General features: G+C 55.0%; 21 protein-coding genes. 8 read left to right on the plus strand and 13 right to left on the minus strand.

What is annotated here, in order from left to right:
• Window positions 1–74: 74 nt before the first annotated feature.
• From ACLQ7H_RS09725 to ACLQ7H_RS09735, 3 genes are all read right to left on the minus strand, one after another.
• Window positions 75–599 (minus strand): spore coat U domain-containing protein, encoded by a 525-nt coding sequence (locus ACLQ7H_RS09725; RefSeq protein ID WP_411752480.1) that lies wholly within the window; start codon window positions 597–599, stop codon window positions 75–77.
• A gap of 12 nt (window positions 600–611) precedes the next feature.
• Window positions 612–1,130: a spore coat U domain-containing protein gene (locus tag ACLQ7H_RS09730; RefSeq protein ID WP_411752481.1), complete on the minus strand. Its 519-nt coding sequence runs from the start codon at window positions 1,128–1,130 to the stop codon at window positions 612–614.
• Between the two features lie 63 nt (window positions 1,131–1,193).
• Complete coding sequence (locus ACLQ7H_RS09735) at window positions 1,194–1,739, minus strand: spore coat U domain-containing protein (RefSeq protein ID WP_411752482.1); 546 nt, start codon at window positions 1,737–1,739, stop codon at window positions 1,194–1,196.
• A 507-nt stretch (window positions 1,740–2,246) separates the two neighbouring features.
• Between ACLQ7H_RS09735 and ACLQ7H_RS09740 the strand changes: the two genes are divergently transcribed.
• Complete coding sequence (locus ACLQ7H_RS09740; protein WP_411752483.1) at window positions 2,247–2,495, plus strand: DUF1480 family protein; 249 nt, start codon at window positions 2,247–2,249, stop codon at window positions 2,493–2,495.
• Window positions 2,496–2,548: 53 nt separating this feature from the next.
• Here the strand turns inward: ACLQ7H_RS09740 and ACLQ7H_RS09745 are convergent, their stop codons facing one another.
• Together ACLQ7H_RS09745 and ACLQ7H_RS09750 are read right to left on the minus strand one after the other, a co-directional pair.
• The gene (locus ACLQ7H_RS09745; RefSeq protein ID WP_411752484.1) at window positions 2,549–3,154 is read right to left on the minus strand and encodes a hypothetical protein; all 606 of its coding nucleotides are present in this window, start codon (window positions 3,152–3,154) and stop codon (window positions 2,549–2,551) included.
• 3 nt (window positions 3,155–3,157) lie between these two features.
• Window positions 3,158–3,544 carry an ASCH domain-containing protein gene (locus ACLQ7H_RS09750; protein ID WP_021178228.1) on the minus strand — a complete coding sequence of 129 codons (387 nt, stop codon included), beginning with the start codon at window positions 3,542–3,544 and terminating at the stop codon, window positions 3,158–3,160.
• 338 nt (window positions 3,545–3,882) lie between these two features.
• Here ACLQ7H_RS09750 and yniD point away from each other — a divergent pair, with 338 nt between their 5' ends.
• Entirely contained in the window at window positions 3,883–3,990 is a 108-nt protein-coding gene (gene yniD, locus ACLQ7H_RS09755) for a small membrane protein YniD (protein ID WP_223499378.1), read from the plus strand.
• Here yniD and ACLQ7H_RS09760 read toward each other — a convergent pair.
• On the minus strand, window positions 3,987–4,175 hold the full coding sequence (locus ACLQ7H_RS09760; RefSeq protein ID WP_411752485.1) for a hypothetical protein: 189 nt from the start codon (window positions 4,173–4,175) through the stop codon (window positions 3,987–3,989). The genes yniD and ACLQ7H_RS09760 overlap by 4 nt on opposite strands.
• Before the next feature lie 171 nt (window positions 4,176–4,346).
• On the opposite strand from ACLQ7H_RS09760, the gene ACLQ7H_RS09765 reads away from it, so the two are divergent.
• Window positions 4,347–4,556, plus strand: coding sequence for a hypothetical protein (locus ACLQ7H_RS09765; RefSeq protein ID WP_411752486.1), 210 nt, complete (start codon window positions 4,347–4,349; stop codon window positions 4,554–4,556).
• Window positions 4,557–4,708: 152 nt separating this feature from the next.
• On the opposite strand, the gene ACLQ7H_RS09770 is transcribed toward ACLQ7H_RS09765, so the two are convergent.
• Complete coding sequence (locus ACLQ7H_RS09770) at window positions 4,709–5,281, minus strand: HutD family protein (RefSeq protein WP_411752487.1); 573 nt, start codon at window positions 5,279–5,281, stop codon at window positions 4,709–4,711.
• Window positions 5,281–6,651, minus strand: a complete 1,371-nt coding sequence (locus ACLQ7H_RS09775) for a formimidoylglutamate deiminase (protein ID WP_411752488.1) — start codon at window positions 6,649–6,651, stop codon at window positions 5,281–5,283. The genes ACLQ7H_RS09770 and ACLQ7H_RS09775 overlap by 1 nt, the downstream gene beginning before the upstream one ends.
• A gap of 183 nt (window positions 6,652–6,834) precedes the next feature.
• On the opposite strand from ACLQ7H_RS09775, the gene hutC reads away from it, so the two are divergent.
• From hutC to ACLQ7H_RS09800, 5 genes are all read left to right on the plus strand, one after another.
• Window positions 6,835–7,590, plus strand: a complete 756-nt coding sequence (gene hutC / locus ACLQ7H_RS09780) for a histidine utilization repressor (protein ID WP_411752489.1) — start codon at window positions 6,835–6,837, stop codon at window positions 7,588–7,590.
• Window positions 7,591–7,784: 194 nt separating this feature from the next.
• Window positions 7,785–9,002 (plus strand): imidazolonepropionase, encoded by a 1,218-nt coding sequence (gene hutI, locus ACLQ7H_RS09785; protein ID WP_411752490.1) that lies wholly within the window; start codon window positions 7,785–7,787, stop codon window positions 9,000–9,002.
• Window positions 9,002–9,802, plus strand: coding sequence for an N-formylglutamate deformylase (gene hutG / locus ACLQ7H_RS09790; protein WP_411752491.1), 801 nt, complete (start codon window positions 9,002–9,004; stop codon window positions 9,800–9,802). The genes hutI and hutG overlap by 1 nt, the downstream gene beginning before the upstream one ends.
• A gap of 344 nt (window positions 9,803–10,146) precedes the next feature.
• Window positions 10,147–11,682 (plus strand): serine hydrolase domain-containing protein, encoded by a 1,536-nt coding sequence (locus tag ACLQ7H_RS09795; protein ID WP_411752492.1) that lies wholly within the window; start codon window positions 10,147–10,149, stop codon window positions 11,680–11,682.
• A 442-nt stretch (window positions 11,683–12,124) separates the two neighbouring features.
• Entirely contained in the window at window positions 12,125–12,310 is a 186-nt protein-coding gene (locus tag ACLQ7H_RS09800; RefSeq protein ID WP_411752493.1) for a hypothetical protein, read from the plus strand.
• Between the two features lie 49 nt (window positions 12,311–12,359).
• Here ACLQ7H_RS09800 and ACLQ7H_RS09805 read toward each other — a convergent pair whose 3' ends face one another.
• The 5 genes from ACLQ7H_RS09805 to ACLQ7H_RS09825 all read right to left on the minus strand — a co-directional run.
• Complete coding sequence (locus tag ACLQ7H_RS09805; RefSeq protein WP_411752494.1) at window positions 12,360–13,238, minus strand: nucleoside-specific channel-forming protein Tsx; 879 nt, start codon at window positions 13,236–13,238, stop codon at window positions 12,360–12,362.
• A 377-nt stretch (window positions 13,239–13,615) separates the two neighbouring features.
• Complete coding sequence (locus tag ACLQ7H_RS09810) at window positions 13,616–13,888, minus strand: hypothetical protein (protein ID WP_024529966.1); 273 nt, start codon at window positions 13,886–13,888, stop codon at window positions 13,616–13,618.
• An 84-nt stretch (window positions 13,889–13,972) separates the two neighbouring features.
• Window positions 13,973–14,866: an aromatic amino acid DMT transporter YddG gene (yddG, locus tag ACLQ7H_RS09815; RefSeq protein ID WP_411752495.1), complete on the minus strand. Its 894-nt coding sequence runs from the start codon at window positions 14,864–14,866 to the stop codon at window positions 13,973–13,975.
• 93 nt (window positions 14,867–14,959) lie between these two features.
• Window positions 14,960–16,330, minus strand: a complete 1,371-nt coding sequence (locus ACLQ7H_RS09820) for an APC family permease (protein WP_411752496.1) — start codon at window positions 16,328–16,330, stop codon at window positions 14,960–14,962.
• 127 nt (window positions 16,331–16,457) lie between these two features.
• Window positions 16,458–17,473, minus strand: a 1,016-nt coding sequence (locus ACLQ7H_RS09825; RefSeq protein ID WP_411752497.1) for a glutamine synthetase family protein, incomplete at its 5' end; no start/stop codon positions are given.

Raw genomic sequence — 17,473 nt, forward strand, 5'->3', positions numbered from 1 at the left:
CACATTGTGTAACTCAGTAATGCGGCGCTGATAATACGGCTAAACAAGGTCGACATGGCTCATATCCTGATGATTCAATAAGTTAATGTTACGGTGACCGTATCGGTATAAGTGCCTGCCGAAGGCAGTGTGGTCACGGCGTATAAACGGGCATAAACCGGGTAGGTTTGTGTGGTACTGGGAAAGCTGGGGACAGACATTGCCAATGCGCCATTGCCCCAGACCTGACTACGGTTGGCATCGCGAAACAGCTGATAACCCAGCGTGTCGCTATTGGCGCTGTTTTGCATAAAACGCCGGGTGGAGTTGCCCCCGTGGATGCCGTAATCCATGGCAATGGTGACCGTCGCTCCCGGGGTACAGGTCACCACTACCGAACCCGCACCCGCCGTGCTCACGGTATCGACATTACTGGCAATGGTCGTCATGGTGCCGAAATTGATGGTGCCGAGGTTGGAAGTGGGGCTGGAAAGCGAGCTGCCAAAAGCACAGCCGTTGGTCAGAGTTGCCTTTACGGTAAAGGTCGTGGTGGTTGGCGTGGCGGCACGTAGCGCCCCGCACATCATCAATGGCAGCAGGATCAAGAGGACATAGCGCATCAATGGCCCCCGCTACCAGGACACGGTGACATTCACCGTATCCAGATAAACACCGGCGGCCGGCGTAGTTTGCGCAGGAACGCGGCCATAGACGGTGTGCCATTGATCGGCACCGTTGCCGGTGTCACTCAGCCCGGTGGTGTTATCCCAAATCGTCCCCCCAGGTTGGTTGGTGTAAAGGTTGTAGAACACGCTAGCCGAACTGTTGGTGGTATTCACCATTTTGCGATTCGTGACCACGCCGCTGCTGCCTCCATCCAGCAAGATTTTATAACTCAGCCCACTGACGCATTTGACACGGATTGAGCCCGCCAACTGGGCGCTAGTCGCGTTGATCACATTGCTCAGAGCGGCAAAACTACCAAAATTCATCGTGCCAAAGCTGGTGTTGCCAGACGTCGTCGTTCCCGCTTCACAGGCGGGCAGCAACGTGGCCGCAATGCCGATCGTCGCCGCCTGACCTAAGGGAATGTGGAGCAGCAAAGACTGCGACAAGATCGCTGGCAACAGCAGCAATACCCTGATCCCCATGCGCATTCCTTCCCGTATAAAAAACCGGCCAGGAGCAGACTCGCCCCCGGCGCAATAACAGCCTTACCAGGAAAGCGTGGCGACTACGGTATCGTTGTAAGTCCCTGCGGTTGGTGTGGTACTGAGTTGGTCGCCAGGTAATACGCGGCCATAAATCGGGATGTTTTGTGCGGTCGTGCCCGTCGTTAAGGCAATCGGCGTATTAATGGCGATTTCCGTGGTACGCGCACTATCAGAATAGAGACGATAAGGAATGGTGTCACCGCCGGAACTCATGGCACGCAGCGCGCCCGTTGCCGCCAGACCGCCATTGAGCGACAGCGTCGGGCTAAGACCGGTGCTGCAGGTGATGGTGACCGCGCTGGAGCCATTGGCACCAAACACCGTACCGTTGATTACGCTGGTCAGATCGGAGTAACTACCAAAGTTCAAGGTCCCCCATTGGTTGGTACCACCGGTCGCGCCACCATTACCCACGGTACAGCCGCTACCGATCGTCAGTTGAATGCCGACTTGCCCTGTCAAGGTCCCCGCAGCCTGCACACCGGAGGTCAACGCCAAGGTTGCAGCAGCCAGCAAGGCCAGTAATAAACTCTTTTTTTCGCCCATGATAACTCCCAATAACAACTTACACCGATGTGTATTCATGCAACCAGGTTGCGTATGGAAATTCTCTGGTGGACTCACGCACTGCCAAAAACTGCCAAAGATGACGCTCAAGCCGGGTTCTGTTTTTTTGCAAGGGAACCCTGACGTTAACAAACTGATGACACAGGCTATCGAAGTTAAATATAGATTAATAAATTTAGCTTAAGCGGAATTTATCTACTTTAAATCAAATAAGAATAAAAAACCGTTTTTCAAATTATTAACAAATTTTACTCTAGCAAATAACGTCATAACTCGACTTTAAAATGGCTGCGAGGTGAGATAGTGAGGAACGTTAATATTTATCGTGGCAACTAAGGAACTGTTGACGGTTGGGTTGAGTGCCACGAGCGGCGTCCAACGGGCCGATGGCTACTTTTTTTGTGACTTTTGCGCCCCTTTGTCTATGCTTATTGGGTGGTCGCAACTGGTCACACCTCATACCACTAGCTTCAGCAAGGAGTTCCAATGGGCAAAACCGTCGTGAAAATAGGCAGCTTCGAGGTTGATGACGCGCATTTAACGCCAGCATCTGAACACGCCGAAGGGAAAGTCACCCTGGCGATCCCCTGCAAATCAGACCCCGACCTGTGCATGCAGCTGGACGGTTGGGACGAGCACACCAGTATCCCGGCCATGCTGGATGGCCAACAATCACTGCTGTACAAACACCATTACGATCGACATGCGGATGCCTGGGTGATGCGGCTGGAGTAGAGCGGTTCAGGAGGAAGGACGCGCCGTGTTCCCATTGGGCACGGCACGTGGTGTTATGTGATGGCGATACCGCGCCCGGCAAAGAAACGGCCGAAATCTGACAGTGACATTGTCACCTTCTGACGGCTGGCGGGGCTAGTACCGGAAGGATTATGAAAGGTGACGCTATGCCGATCGGCGGCGAACACCAACACCAGATGCCCACCCCGCGATGGCGGTTGTACCACTGGTTGCCGGATACTTGGGTGCACCGAGGCGATAAAATAGCGGTGTTGTTCCAGCAGCCGCAGCAACTGATGTTCATCGAGATCGACTCGCACCTCTGCCGTTAGCGCAAACTGTTCACGCACAAACACCACAAAGGGCGCATAAATCAACCCCTTGATCCGTTCGCCGTCACGCACATAGGCCCCATAAGGCAAGCTGCGGCGTGCCAGCTCCAGCAATGGCGGTGCCGTTCCGTCCCGGTGCATCAGCACCATCTTCAGGCAGGCCATGCCGCATACGTGGTTGGCCCACTCGACATATTCCGCCCGACTGGCCGCCCCGCTCTGCACCCAGTTGGCATCATCCACCAACGTGGCGCGCCCGACAATCAGATCGGCAGCCAGCCCTGGCGTCGCCCATTGGCACTCGTAGGGCACATCAGACTGTGACATCACTCAGAACTTTTCGATAACCTTGAAGTGCATCAACACCAGCGTCATGTCCGGTGAGAACAGTTCATACTCTTCGAAAAAGCGTTTGTGCTCTTTGCGCCAGTAATCCAGCGAGCGGTCGCCTTCGCCTTCCGCCAGGGCATGAGCCGCATCCACCTGCTCATAGGTACTCATATCCACCGTCGTCAGCTCAATGGCACATACCGGCTCATTCTTGCCGTCCACCACCACAAAGACATCGCCAGGCTGGGGAATACCTTCGCCATCCAGATTGGAGCAGGTGGCGGTCTTGACGCCATCCAGCACCAGCTTCACCAATTCATCCGCCTGCTGTTCGGTATCACCAAACGCCCAACGTTCTACATTTTCATACTTTTCAGGAATGGCCATTGCTTTACCTTTGTTGATTGAGTCACAGGTGCTCAGGCAATATTACACCGTATTCCCTCACGTCTGCATCCATCACGTTGCCGCACCGGCTCGCAGTCCCTGTTTTTTACCTGACTTTACGGTAAAGTTCTGTGCGTATCGCAGTGCAGCATTCATACTGTGGTTCAAGACGTATTCAATGGCAGTCAACCTGCCAGGGTAGTAAAATGAACCAGGCAGAGCAAGATCCCGATGACACCTTCAGTGATTTACTGAAAATCATCACCTTTATAGCCATCACCCTTATCGGTCTGGTTATTTGGTATCTCTGCGTCTAAAGGAAAATAAGGAACCCCGAATTGCCAACCAAGCGTATGCGTACCAAACACTGGAAAATGTTTGTGATCCTGGTGCTGATCTGTCTGGCCCTGCTGTTACTGCGCTGGGCGGCTATCGTCTTCGGTTAATCCTGCGTTTTGTTAGCCGCCTCTCCCGCTCGGGCAGCAGGCGCTTTAGCCACCGGCTCCAGCAGTTCACGCAAATAGGCGATCCGGGCCTCCCCCTGCGGTAACCACCAACGGCACCAGCAATTCTTCACTTCGGCATGTCGGCTAAGTTGATAATAAGCCGCTAATTGTTCGACCAGTTTCATGGTTGCATCCCCTCGTTGATTTGACAAAAACAGTATTGAATATAAAAACCAGAAGAAACACTGATGGGATAATTTTTATACTTCCGGTTTTATTTTCTCACTAGGCTGACGGGTGGCGCAGCCCGTTGGCAACTGCTACATTGAGCAAAAATCACCCAGCCGAGGTTAGCGATGAAGTTCTCGGAACAGGAGATCAAACCAGTATGGGATGAGGTTGCCCGATTGATTGGCGACAGCGTGATGCAATTGCGTCATCGCGGCGAGGAATTGTCGGTGGAGAGCCTGTCCAGGCAGTTGGCGCAGCATCTGGCGGCAAGCCATGATATCGAACAACGCATCCTGATCGGTGCGGCGATCAACATGCTGAAAGACGGAAAGTGAATCGCCAACCGAAGTGGTTGGCGATCCTGTAAGAGCCCAAGGTATGCAAGCCCGGCCTCTCTTGGTGCTATATTCTCACGTCAGCCTTGGCTGAGTAATCGGAATAGTCCAGATTGGTGACAAGGAAATACGCGGGCGCGGCATGCGGCACCCTACAGCAGCGTGGCAGGCACGATATCGGCCCATAAGGCCTGAGCGTCATTGCCCTGTGCCACCAGCCGCAGCGGGCCATCCCCTGGGAGCCACCAGCAACCCTGGCGTGCGGCCAGCAAGCTACCGTCTGGCAACTGCCATTCCCCACGCAGCACATACAACACACCGGCATGTTGTAACGATAGCCCGATGGTCTCGACGATGCGTTGCACTTGCGCCTGGTAGTGGCCACGCCGTGTCATGATATTGAAGTCCTGGCTGCTTCCGCCTAATAATCTGGCCTCTAGCGCCACATCCCCGGAAAAGGCAAACGGCTCCCCGATGCGCTGTAACGGGTGATCGACCAAGCCTTCGCTGTACAAATGCACGCCATCGCCTTCGAGCAAAGTGATGGAACGGTCAATGCCGTTAAAGGCCGAGAAAGGCCCATCCTGCGCGATGGTGGCAATGCTGGCGCGCCAGCCGAATTCGGCGTTGCCCGGCGGTTGGCAAGTAATTTCACGAGTTTCACCGCCGCCATTACGCCACGGGCTGACCGGCAGATCGGCAAAATCGAAACGGTTCAGTTTCATCACGCCTCCTGTTGGAACGTTTTCAACACCTGGAGGAACTCAGCGCTGCTTTGCTGTTGCAACGCGTGGCGCCCCTGCTCAATCACCTGTCGACCGGCAACAAACACATCGCGGATCTGCTCTTTACCCCCGGCAAACAGCCAACGATTGAGGATGGAAGCATCGGGCGCAGATGCCAGATAAGGGTCATCACCATCCAGCACCAACCAGTCCGCGCGGTAGCCAACTGCCAGCTTGCCAATTGCCGTACCACAGGCCTGAGCGCCTCCCTGTAATGCCTGCTGATAAAGCACATCTGCTACGGCGGGCTGCTCTGGCGTGGTCAGGCGATTACGGCGCTGATCTCGCAGCCTCTGCCCATATTCAAACCAGCGTAACTCCTCCACGACGTTCAAGGAAACGTGGCTGTCCGAGCCGATCCCCCAGCGTCCCTGGTGATGCAGATAACTGTCGCCTGGGAAAATGCCGTCACCCAGGTTGGCCTCGGTCGTCGGGCATAATCCGGCTACCGCTTTGCTGCGCGCCAGTTGCTCAAGCTCTTCACGATCCAGATGAGTGGCATGCACCAGACACCAGCGGCTATCCACCGGTAAATGCTCATATAGCCAGGCCACCGGGCGTTGACCACTCCAGGCCAGGCAGTCATTAACCTCTTTTTGCTGCTCGGCGATATGAATATGTACCGGCAAGGTCTGGTCAGAGGCCGCCAGGATCTGCTGCATCTGCCCCAGCTCAACCGCCCGCAGGGAATGGAAACATAATCCCTGATTCTGCAATGGCTGACCAGCAAGTTGACGAGCTATGACCTGTTGCTGTTCGAGGTAGCTCTCCGCATTCTGAATAAAGCGCCGTTGCCCCGCTTGAGCAGGCTGGGCACCAAAGCCGGCATAGCTGTAGAGTACCGGCAATAGCGTCATGCCAATGCCTGCCTGAAGTGCTGCCTCGCTGAGGCGCCCGGTCATTTCGCCCCGGTCGGCATAGACTTTTCCTTCCGGCGTGTGATGCAGGTAATGGAACTCCGCAACCTGGGTGTAGCCGCCCTTGAGCATTTCGATATACAGTTGACGGGCGATAACCCCAACCTGCTCCGGGGTTAAGCGCTGAACCAGGCGATACATCAGATCGCGCCAGGTCCAGAAGCTGTCTTGTGGGTTGCCCGCTACCTCTGCCAGCCCGGCCATCGCGCGCTGGAAGGCATGAGAGTGCAGGTTAGGCATGCCCGGCACCACGTCGCCGTGCAGGCGCAGGCAACCGTCTGAGTCAGCATTGGTGGTCACTTGGGCCAATTGGCCGTGAGCATCGACTTCGAGCCGTACGTTATGGGCCCAACCGGTCGGAAGCAGTGCGCGAGAGGCAAAATAAGCAGGCATAGCAGTATTCCAAAGTAGGTGTAACGGCTAAGGACGCACGACAGTTACGCCGAGCAGGTAAAAAATTTGTAAACCAGTTTCATTCATCTGGTGAACGGACGCTTACTTGTATATACATATACACATCTTCAACATCAACAGTAAACTGGTGTTATTATTTTTTTATTTGACGAGGTTAACGTCGTGGTAGATCAACAGACCGTGTTGCAGTTGGCTGCAGCAATGAGCGAAACCCCCGCCCCGATCTATCAACGGGTCAAACAGGCCATCGTAAGCCAAATCCGTGCGGGCCACTGGCAACCACACCAACGCGTGCCCTCGGAAAGTGAACTGGTCAGCGAGCTGGGCGTCAGCCGCATGACCATCAACCGGGCCTTGCGCGAATTGACCAGCGAAGGCTTTTTGATCCGCATGCAGGGCGTTGGCACCTTCGTGGCCGAGGCCAAAGCGCACACCGCGTTGCTGGAGGTGCATAATATCGCCGATGAGATCGCTGCCCGTGGGCACCGCCACAGCAGTAAAATTTTGCAGTTGACCGCCCGCCCGGCCAGCGCAGAAGAGGCGACAGCATTGGGGATCCTGCCGGGCCAGCAGTTGTTCTACTCGCAGATTGTGCATTATGAGAATGATGTACCGGTACAGGTGGAAGATCGCTGCGTCAACCCGCTGGCAGCCCCCGATTATATGAAGCAGGATTTCGATCGGGTCACACCCTATATTTACCTGACCCAGTCCGCTCCGCTGACCGCGGGTGAACATATTGTCGAAGCCGTAGTGCCAACCAAGCATGAGCGCGAACTGCTGCAATTGGAAGATCATGAGCCGGGTCTGCTGATCCATCGTCGCACCTGGTCTGGCAAAATGGTGGTGACCTCCGCACGCCTGCTCTATCCAGGCAGCCGCTATCAGCTGTTTGGCCGTTTTACCAATCAGGTTTGAGTTAGACCGAGCGTGCTACCAAGTGGGCGCAGCATGTAGCGCCCCTACGGTCGAACCCGGTGACGTTATACCCTGCCTTTTTCGCGTTTCATCACATCTCAGTAACAAATTTTTATCCCCTCTCTTGTCGCAGCCCGACGAATGCGCTAGGTTGTTTTTAATTGTATATACAACCATGTGGGAGCGGGAACACCATGACGTCTGAGATCCACTGCGACAGCCTGTGGCACGGGGCCGATATCGTCACCATGCGTGACGGCAAGTATCACATCATCAGCAACGGTGCGATCGCCGTGCGCGCAGGCAAGATTGTCTGGATGGGTGAACATGCCACCCTGCCAACCTTGGCCGCGACCAAAACGGTGAAGCTTGACGGTGGCATCATCACCCCCGGCCTGGTGGATTGTCATACCCATCTGGTGTTTGGCGGCAACCGCAGCGGTGAGTTTGAACAACGTTTGAACGGGGTGAGCTACGCAGAGATTGCCGCTCAGGGGGGGGGCATTATCTCCACGGTCAAAGCCACGCGCGATTCAGAAGAAGAAGTGTTGTTGGAACAAGCACTGTTCCGCCTGCGGCCTTTGCTGGCAGAGGGTGTCACCTGCATAGAAATCAAATCTGGCTACGGCTTAACGCTGGCAAGCGAACTGAAAATGTTACGCGTGGCGCGTCGCCTGGCAGAAATATTACCGGTCGAAGTGAAAACCACCTGCCTGGCCGCTCATGCCCTGCCACCGGAGTATGCGGGACGCAGCGACGACTATATAGACCTGGTGTGCAATACCATCATTCCTGAAGCCGCAGCCGCAGGCCTGGCCGATGCAGTCGATGCGTTTTGCGAACATTTGGCCTTCTCCCCTGAGCAGGTTGAGAGGGTTTTCGCTGCCGCAGAGCAAGCTGGCCTACCGGTGAAACTGCACGCAGAGCAGCTTTCGGCGCTCGGCGGTAGCGCATTGGCGGCTCGGCATCATGCCCTTTCCGCCGATCATCTGGAATATGCCACCGAACAAGACGCGATAGCGATGGCGGCAGCCGGTACCGTGGCGGTGCTGTTGCCTGGTGCCTACTACCTGTTGCGCGAAACGCAGTGCCCACCGGTTGAACTGTTCCGCAAACACGGCGTGGCTATGGCCATTGCCAGCGATGCCAACCCTGGCACCTCACCCGCACTCTCGCTGCGTCTGATGATTAACATGGCCTGCACCCTGTTCCGTCTTACGCCGGAAGAAGCGCTGGCAGGCGTAACGCTGCATGCCGCCAAGGCTTTGGGCCTGCAAGAAACTCATGGCTCGTTGGAAGTGGGCAAAGTGGCTGATTTCGTTCACTGGCCGCTGGCACGCCCGGCAGAGCTGGCTTACTGGTTGGGCGGACAACTGCCCTGCACGGTGATTTTCCGAGGAGAAGTCCGTTAATGATAATTCGCGATCCTTTCGAGTTCCAGAGCGGCCATCTGCCGCTGTTGATCAGTATCCCCCATGCCGGTACCCGCTTGACGCCAGCGGTTGAGACAGGGCTAACCGATGAGGCCCGCCCCCTACAGGACACCGATTGGCATATCCCAAGGCTATATGATTTTGCCCGCGCCATGGGTGCCAGCATCCTGGTGGGAAACTATTCGCGCCTGGTGATCGACCTCAACCGCCCAGCAGATGACAAACCGCTCTACACCACCGCCACTACCGGTCTGTTCCCGGATGTGTTGTTCGATGGCCGCCCCAGTTTTCTGCCGAATGCCGCCCCTTCAGACGACGAACGCGCCGGATACCTGCAGAACATTTGGCAACCCTACCATCAGCAATTACAAACCGAGCTAGCGCGGCTAAAAGCCCAACACGGTTATGCCTTACTGTTTGATGCCCACTCGATAGCCTCCGTGATCCCACGCCTGTTCGACGGCAAGCTGCCCGATCTCAATCTGGGCACCAACGGGGGTGAAAGTTGCCCAGCTTCACTGAGTGACAGGCTGGTCACCTGCTGTCAGCAACAGCAGCAGTTCAACCACGTGCTCAACGGGCGCTTTAAAGGGGGCTACATTACCCGTGCCTATGGTCAACCGCAGAAAAACCAGCATGCGGTGCAGTTGGAGTTAGCACAAGTGAACTATATGTCCGAGCAGACATTCGAATTTGATGCCGCCCGTGCTGCGCCTTTACAACGGCTGTTGCAGCAGATGATAGAAAGCATGCTGGCCTGGGGTGAGCAGCAACGCTAACCCGTCCTAACTCCGGTGCCACCATCGCGCCGGAGTCGCCCTTACCCTCACCTTATCCCTCCCTGTATTTCACGCCCTTCCATGGCGATTTGAGCACTGCATCGCAATTTTGATGGAAAGGTTCACCACTGGTCTGAACAGCGCACAAAACAGCGGCCCGTGACTTTTGCCTTGCGTCACAATTGTGCCACTTTCATCCCATGCTCACTCGTTGCACGCGGCCTCAGGGATTGAAAGACCACCCTTGCCATACCCGCCAACCACTTCTGCACCGTGGCTGTGGTAGACATTCGTGTAGACCAGGCCACAGTGATGTGTGGCGCTCGTTATCTCAGGAGGAAACTATGTCTGACACCCCGCTAAACTGGCGCGCCGCACAGGCAACGGCCGCTCAACTGTTGGCTGGCTGGCAAACCGCAGGTCAACCCGGTGGGGCTATCACCCTGTTTGACCAAGGAAAAACCCAGGCGGTAGTGTGTGCGGGGCTGGCCGATCTGGCACGCCGCGATCCCTTCACTGCCGATACCGTGGTGCGCTATGCCTCCATTACCAAACATATTTTTGCCGCACTGGCGCTGAATGCCACCGACAACGCCCTGCGGCTTGACGATCGCCTTGGCAATCTACTGCCCGAATTGCAGGGACAACTGGCGGAGGTGACCATAGGCCAGGCTTTGGACATGACCAGCGGGCTGCCAGATATTCGGCAAACGCTGGGGCTGCTTGGCGTCTCGGTCAACACCGTCAGTGAGGCCCAACCGGTGATGGAGTTTATCCAGGGTTTAACCCGGCTTAACTACCCGGCGGGCAGTGAGATCACCTACACCAATACCGGCTACCGTCTGGTAGAGGCGGCGCTAAAAGCTAAAGGCTACGCTTTTGACGCGCTGATACAGCAGCACCTGGCTCGCCCTCTGGGCGTGCAACTACAAGCCCCTGAAAGCTGGTTTGATGTGGTACCTGGGCTGGCTCCTGGTTATTGGCATACGGCCAAAGGTTGGCAGCAGACCAGCGCCGGTTTGCATCTCTCCGCCTCTGGCAGCCTGACAGGGAGCGCCAACGCCCTCACCCGCTGGTTGCAATGCCTGCTGGCCAGTAGTGGCCCTGGCAAAGGCGTTCTGACACAGTTAAGTGCTCCGCGTCGACTCAGCCATGGCCAAATCAGCCGTTACGGATTAGGGTTGGCGCAAACGCCGCTTGGTAGCCAGACACTGCTAGGCCATGGCGGTTCTCATGCCGGTTATAAGACCTATTTTCTGCTAGCGCCAGACCGGCAAGCAGGTGCTCTGCTGGTTGCCAACCGTGAAGATTGTGACAGCTTTACCATCATTTTTCAGGTGATGGCGGCGCTGCTGAATGAACCTCTGCCCCAACGCAGCACGGCGATCCCAGATGGGATCTACGCCGCCCGGGCGGAACCTTACTGGTTGGAGGTTAAAGGGGGCAACGTAGCTTATCTGGGCACCAACGAACCGCTGTATCAAAGTGAAGATGGTTATGCGGTCTCGCTCTCGGCCCATCAGCCAATGCGCCTTAAGTGGACGGGTGAAGCCGTAGAAGGTGAGGTTGGCCACGTTGCACGCCGTTTTCTACCGGTGGCTAGTGAAACGGTTTGTCTCAAGCAGGTTCAGGGGCACTGGTATCATCCACAATACCGCACCGCGTTCGAAATTTGCGGCAACCAGATCCATATTGGGGTCGGCCCGGCGGTGCAAACCGGTACCCTGAGTTCGCTGGGGGATGGGAGGATATTGGTTGAAAGCAACGATGGGCCCAACCTGAATCGGTTTTGTCTGTATTTCCGCGGTTACCAGGTCGATCTGATCGCCAGCCGCAGCCGGGTACTCACGTTCAAAAAGAACATCAGCGCCCGCGCGTGAAGGTTCGCGGTGCTCTGTAGGGGCACCGCATGCAGCGTCCGTCTAGCAGACCGACATGTCATTCACGTCAGTTATTAAAAAATAGATCGTGGCTATCAGACAAAAAATTGTTCACGCTCAAAACGACTCACGATATCCGAACAGACACCGTAGATTTTTCTTACGGAAAAATAAACCCTCAGTAATTTGAATGCGCCACAAAATGAGTAAATCTGCTCTTTTTTGTTGCACCTCAAAACCCATCTTATGCCATCGATAAATGATAGTAATCAATTCCCCGCCGTGCTGTACGGGAATTCTTTTACTCCTTTTTACTACCGACATGGCTCTTCTTAGTACTTTTTGTTGCTGTTTTGTTAATGATAATCTACATTTAGACCTTGTAAACCTCAATCACTCAGCGTGGCGAAACCGCTGTTTCTAGCCGTTTAGGAGTTATACCATGCACATGACGCTGATGGAGTACATCCAGCTGCACTTCAATGGTGATATTTATCGCTATGCACAATTTGAAGGTGTCAGCCGTGAGCAAATCCTCAAGTGGATCGACAATGAGTGCTACGTTATCAAGGGCAAATTGGTTATGCCGGTTAAACATTTACCGGCGGAAAGTTACCTGAGATTGTGATAAAAAACCCCGCCAGCGCGGGGTTTCCTGTTTCTGATAGCACGAAAAATCAGAAGTTATAACCGGCAACCAGGTAGTAACCCCAACCGGTAGACTTGATTGGCCCCTGTGGCGTACCGATGTCCACCCCATCATTCCATTGACCACCGTTATGGAAGTAACGCGCCACGAAGGAGTAATGCCAGTGATCGTAATTCAGCGCCAAGATGTGGCTGGAGGCGATAGAGTTGCTGGTACGTGCCTGACGGCCATCCACCACGAAGTTGTCGCTGCCCAGATCGGAATCAAAGTCAAAGTTGGTGAAGCCGATATAGCTCAGGTTGCCGCCCCACATTTCGGTCAACGGCACAAAATATTTCACCTTGAAGCGATAGCCGTCCCAGCTGTTTTCGTTGGATGCACCATAGTTCTGCCATTGGTATTTGGCATAAATGTTCATCGACAGGCTCATCGGTAGACCGGTTTCGATATCGGTGCCCAGGCCCATATACCAGGTGCTTTGACGGGAGGCGTCGTTACGCCCCATGTCGTAAATGTAGTTGTTGGCAAAATACCACTCTTTGAACGGCCCAAAGCCCAGGTTGGTGCCGGTCAGTTTATCGATGGAGAAGCGTGGTTCGATCTCCATAAACAGCGGTGAACCTTTATCCCAGATGCCACGGTTTGGCGTGTTACCGGTGCCGAAGAACTTTGGCACGTCCACGTAGCCATAGAAATCCAGCCAGTCTTTCTTGGCAAAGGCTTCATACTCCAGATACACGTCATTGTTCAGCTGCGGCCCGAAGCGGGTATGGTAGCTGCCTACTACGTTGACACTCTGATGCCACCAGTCTGAAAGATACTGGCTGTCTTTGCTTTCCGCTGCCAGGGTAGCGGGGCTGAAAGACGCGGAGAGAAGCACACCTGCTGCGAGAGCTATTTTCTTCATTTTATTACCACATGCTGAGTGGGCCATTCCCTGCCCGTTAGAATGATGATGAGTCTGGCGACGCCTGCTGTAAACGAACGGTTACCTATTGCCGGTTGCCGTGCGCATTATAGAAAGCTCTCACTGTAATAATCTGTGATCCAGTTGGGCATTTTACTATTGCGTAATCGATTGCGTTCTCATTTTTTAAAATAAATTGCAATGAAAAACATTTTTGATGTGATTTTCATCATGTCGATAGCGTTCAAATGGCGATCTTTGGTGTCTTTTTATGCGGCACAAATTTTTAACCTGGGGTTAAAAAAACGCGTAAAAAAGCCGACGCTATGTCGGCTTAGAAGCATGCGGTGCCTTTACATGGCGAACCGGGTGTTTTTTCAGCGAGCTCCGGGTACGGCCTTGGCAATGTTCTCTTGCCGGAATACCACCTCATCACCCGTGGCAATTTCCCATTGGCTGACCGGGATATCGATTTTCGGCGAGGCCACGACTACCGAGCCATGGATCAGCTTGTCATCACGGCGCAGGATCATCACATCCAATTGATACTCATGCGGCAGGTTAGCAGTGGTTAGGCGAACGATATCACCGGTGCTGAAGCTGTGGCCATTCAGCGCTGGCTGCTGAATAAATTGAATATCTTTTCTCATTTTCCCGTTCCTTCCGGCAGAATACTTACCTTGAGATTAGATCGAAATTCATTATTCTGCCGCCTGCACAGGTAAAAATAGGCCTCAGGCGGCGCGGGTGGCCCGCCAGCAAATCAGCGATCCTAGCGTCACCATCATCACTCCCTGCCAAAAGTTGAGGGTCAGCGCAGTACTCAGTACCACGGCGGCAAACACCGATGACAACACCGGGGTAAAGTAAGATACGGTCGCCAGCAGCGTCATATTGCCATGCAGGATCCCAACGTTCCAGGCAGCATAGCCAGCCCCCATCGCGGTCCCCACGCACAGCAAAGCCAGCACAACCGGCAGGCTAAAGTGCATGCCGCTTTCATTGCTGAAAGGATAGAACAGCCACAGTGCCAATGCGGTCAGAGCGATAAACAGCACCACCGCGTTTTTGCCCTGGGCGATCCTCTTGGTCACGTTGCAATAGATGGCCCAAATCACCGCGCCGCTGAATGCTAACCCGTAACTCAAGGGATTGCTTTGCACGTTGGCCAGCATTTGCGCCGGTGACCAACCGCCGCTGCCACTCATGATCCAACCGATACCGAACAGGGAGAGTAATAAACCAGGCACCACCCACCATTTGGCCTTTTGCCCGTTAAACAGGATAGCCAACAACACGGTAAAACAGGGCCAAAGATAGTTGATCATCCCCAGTTCAATGGCCTGCATGCGATTGCTGGCATAGCCCAGTGACAACGAGAGGCAGATCTCATACAGCACAAACAGCAGGCTGCCGAGGATCAGATAAGAACGGCGGAACTCACGCAGCTTGGGAATGCCCATCACGGCCAGCAGAAACAGCGTGCCCACGCTGTAGATCATCGCTGCCCCGCCGACTGGCCCCAGGCCTTCGCTGACGCTGCGGATCAGGCCAACCACGCTGCTCCATAACACAATGGCCAACAGGCCGAGCAAGGTAGCTTTATGGGAAGTGGACAACGGGGGCATTAGAGTAGGATCCAATTAGTTATTTTTGTACAGTTTTTTTACTCTACTGCCCTACCGGGGAAAAAGAAAGGGCGCAGCACTGCGCCCATACCTTTACTGCTGAGGTTGGCGCTCCAACTGCGGCGGTGGCTGGCGGAAACGACGGGTGAGATAGGCCAGATAACCAAACCCAAGCGCCGCCCACAGCAGCCCCATGGTCAAGGAGCTTTTTTCCAGGTTCAGCCACAAGATCCCTACCGTCAGCGCCCCCACCAGCGGCAAGATCAGGTAATGGAAACGGTCTTTCCAACTCTTGTTGCGCCCTTGACGAATATAGAAGTGACTGATCACCGAAAGGTTGACGAAGGTAAAGGCCACCAGCGCACCAAAGTTGATCAGAGCGGTCGCCGTCACCAAATCAAAGGATAATGCGGATAACGCCACCAAACCCACCAGCAACACGTTAAGCGCTGGCGTACGCCATTTAGGATGCACGTAACCGAAGAATTTTTCCGGGAACACATTGTCGCGCCCCATCACATACAGCAGTCTGGACACGCTGGCGTGGGAAGCCAGGCCAGAAGCCAGGGTATTGATAAAGGTGATGCACAGGAAGATTGACTGGAACAACTTGCCGCCCACATACAGCGCGATTTCCGGCAGTGCCGCATCCGGCTGTTTGAAACGCTCCAGCGTCGGGAAGAACAGCTGAATAAAGAACGACACGGTGATGAAGATAACCCCACCATAGAGTGCGGTAAGGAAGATAGCACGCGGGATCACACGGGCGGCATCAGGCGTTTCTTCGCACAGCGTAGTAACGGCGTCAAACCCCAGAAACGAAAAGCACAGGATGGTGGCGCCGGTAATGATCGGCAATAGATGGGCATTTTCACTGACAAAAGGTTGCAGGCTCCACACCTGGCCAACCCCTTCGCCATTGTGCAACCCTCGTACCACCAGGAAGATAAACACCACGATAATCGCCACTTGCGCCACCACAAACAGGGTGTTGAAGTTTGCCACCAGGCTGACGCTTTTCAGGTTGATGGCGGTGATCAGGATCACAAACCCGACCACCCAGATCCACGGTGGGACCTCTGGGAACAGGGCCGTAAGATAGATTTTGGCCAATAGCGTATTGATCATCGGCAAAAACAGGTAATCCAGCAGCGATGACCAGCCAACCAGGAAACCCACGTGCGGGTTGATAGCCTTTTGCGCGTAGGTATAAGCCGAGCCCGAGGTCGGGAACTGGCGCACCAGCTTGCCATAGCTGATGGCGGTAAATAGCACCCCAGCCAACGCCAACAGGTAGGATGCCGGAACGTGCCCGTCCGTCACGCCAGAAACGATACCGAAGGTGTCAAACACCGTCATTGGCGTCAGATAGGCCAGGCCCATCATCACCACTTGCCACAGTTTCAATGTCTTGCGCAGTTGCGGTTTGCCCGCGCCATTATTGTCGATGGCACTTATCGTCATTGGGTTATTCCTCACCGGCGTCCTGTACGCCAAGTTGGAAGAAGTCATCACCGTCGCGCACGGCTTCGCCAGGCCACAGGTAGCCCGCGGGAATGCGCCGGCGCGCGGTAGGATCGGGCTGAGGACGTCAGGCGTTTTTCAGCATCCACTCGATTTCGGTTTCGGTGATCAGCCGTTCAAACTGCTCCAGCTCATCGGTCTTACAGGCCAGATAGACGTGGCTGAAACGTTCGCCAAGCAGCGCATTGAGCACCGGCTGGTGTTCGAACTCATACAGCGCATCGCTCTGGCGGATCGGGAACGGCAGCCCCTCTTGCTCCAGCCCGTTGCCGGTGACTGGCTCAAGCAACGGTAACTGAGTGTCGAGGCCATAGACAATCCCGGCCAGAATGGTTGCCATCACCAGATAAGGGTTGGCATCGGCCCCCGCCACGCGATACTCCACGCGGTGGCTGTCGCGATCGCCACAGGGAATACGTAGCGCTACGGTGCGATTGTTATGGCCCCAGGATGCCTGGGTGGGAACGTACATCCCCGCCTGGAAGCGGCGGTAGGCGTTGACGTTGGGTGCCAGCAGCGCCATAGAGGCAGGCATCAAGGCGATCATGCCAGCCAGCGCCTGCTTCAACAGCGTGGAGTCTTCGCCATCCGCATCGGCAAAGACGTTGTTACCTTGCTTGTCGAGCATGCTGATATGCACATGCATACCGCTGCCCGCATGTTCCTCGTAAGGCTTGGCCATAAAGGTTGCATGCATATGGTGCTTCTCGGCGACCATGCGTATCAGCCGTTTCAACGCCAAGGCATGGTCACAGGCCTGCAACACATCATTGGTGTGATGCAGGTTCACCTCAAACTGGCCCGGTGACGCTTCCGCTACCGCTCCGTCGGCCGGGAGCCCTTGCAGGCGGGCCAGTTCGTCAATCTCGCTTAGCACGTCGGCAAAGTGATTCAGGTTGTCTACCGAATAGACCTGGCTCTGGGTGTTACGCTCCTGAGTGCCAGGGGCACAGGGTGGTTGCAAATAACCTTCAGGATCGCGCTGGCGATCGATGAGATAGAACTCCAACTCTACCGCTACTACGGGGAATAACCCGCGCTGACGCAAACGCTGCCACACTCGGTTCAGCACATTGCGCGGTT

Origin of the sequence: Serratia sp. (in: enterobacteria), from assembly GCF_046715635.1 — a bacterium.
Lineage (GTDB): Bacteria > Pseudomonadota > Gammaproteobacteria > Enterobacterales > Enterobacteriaceae > Chania.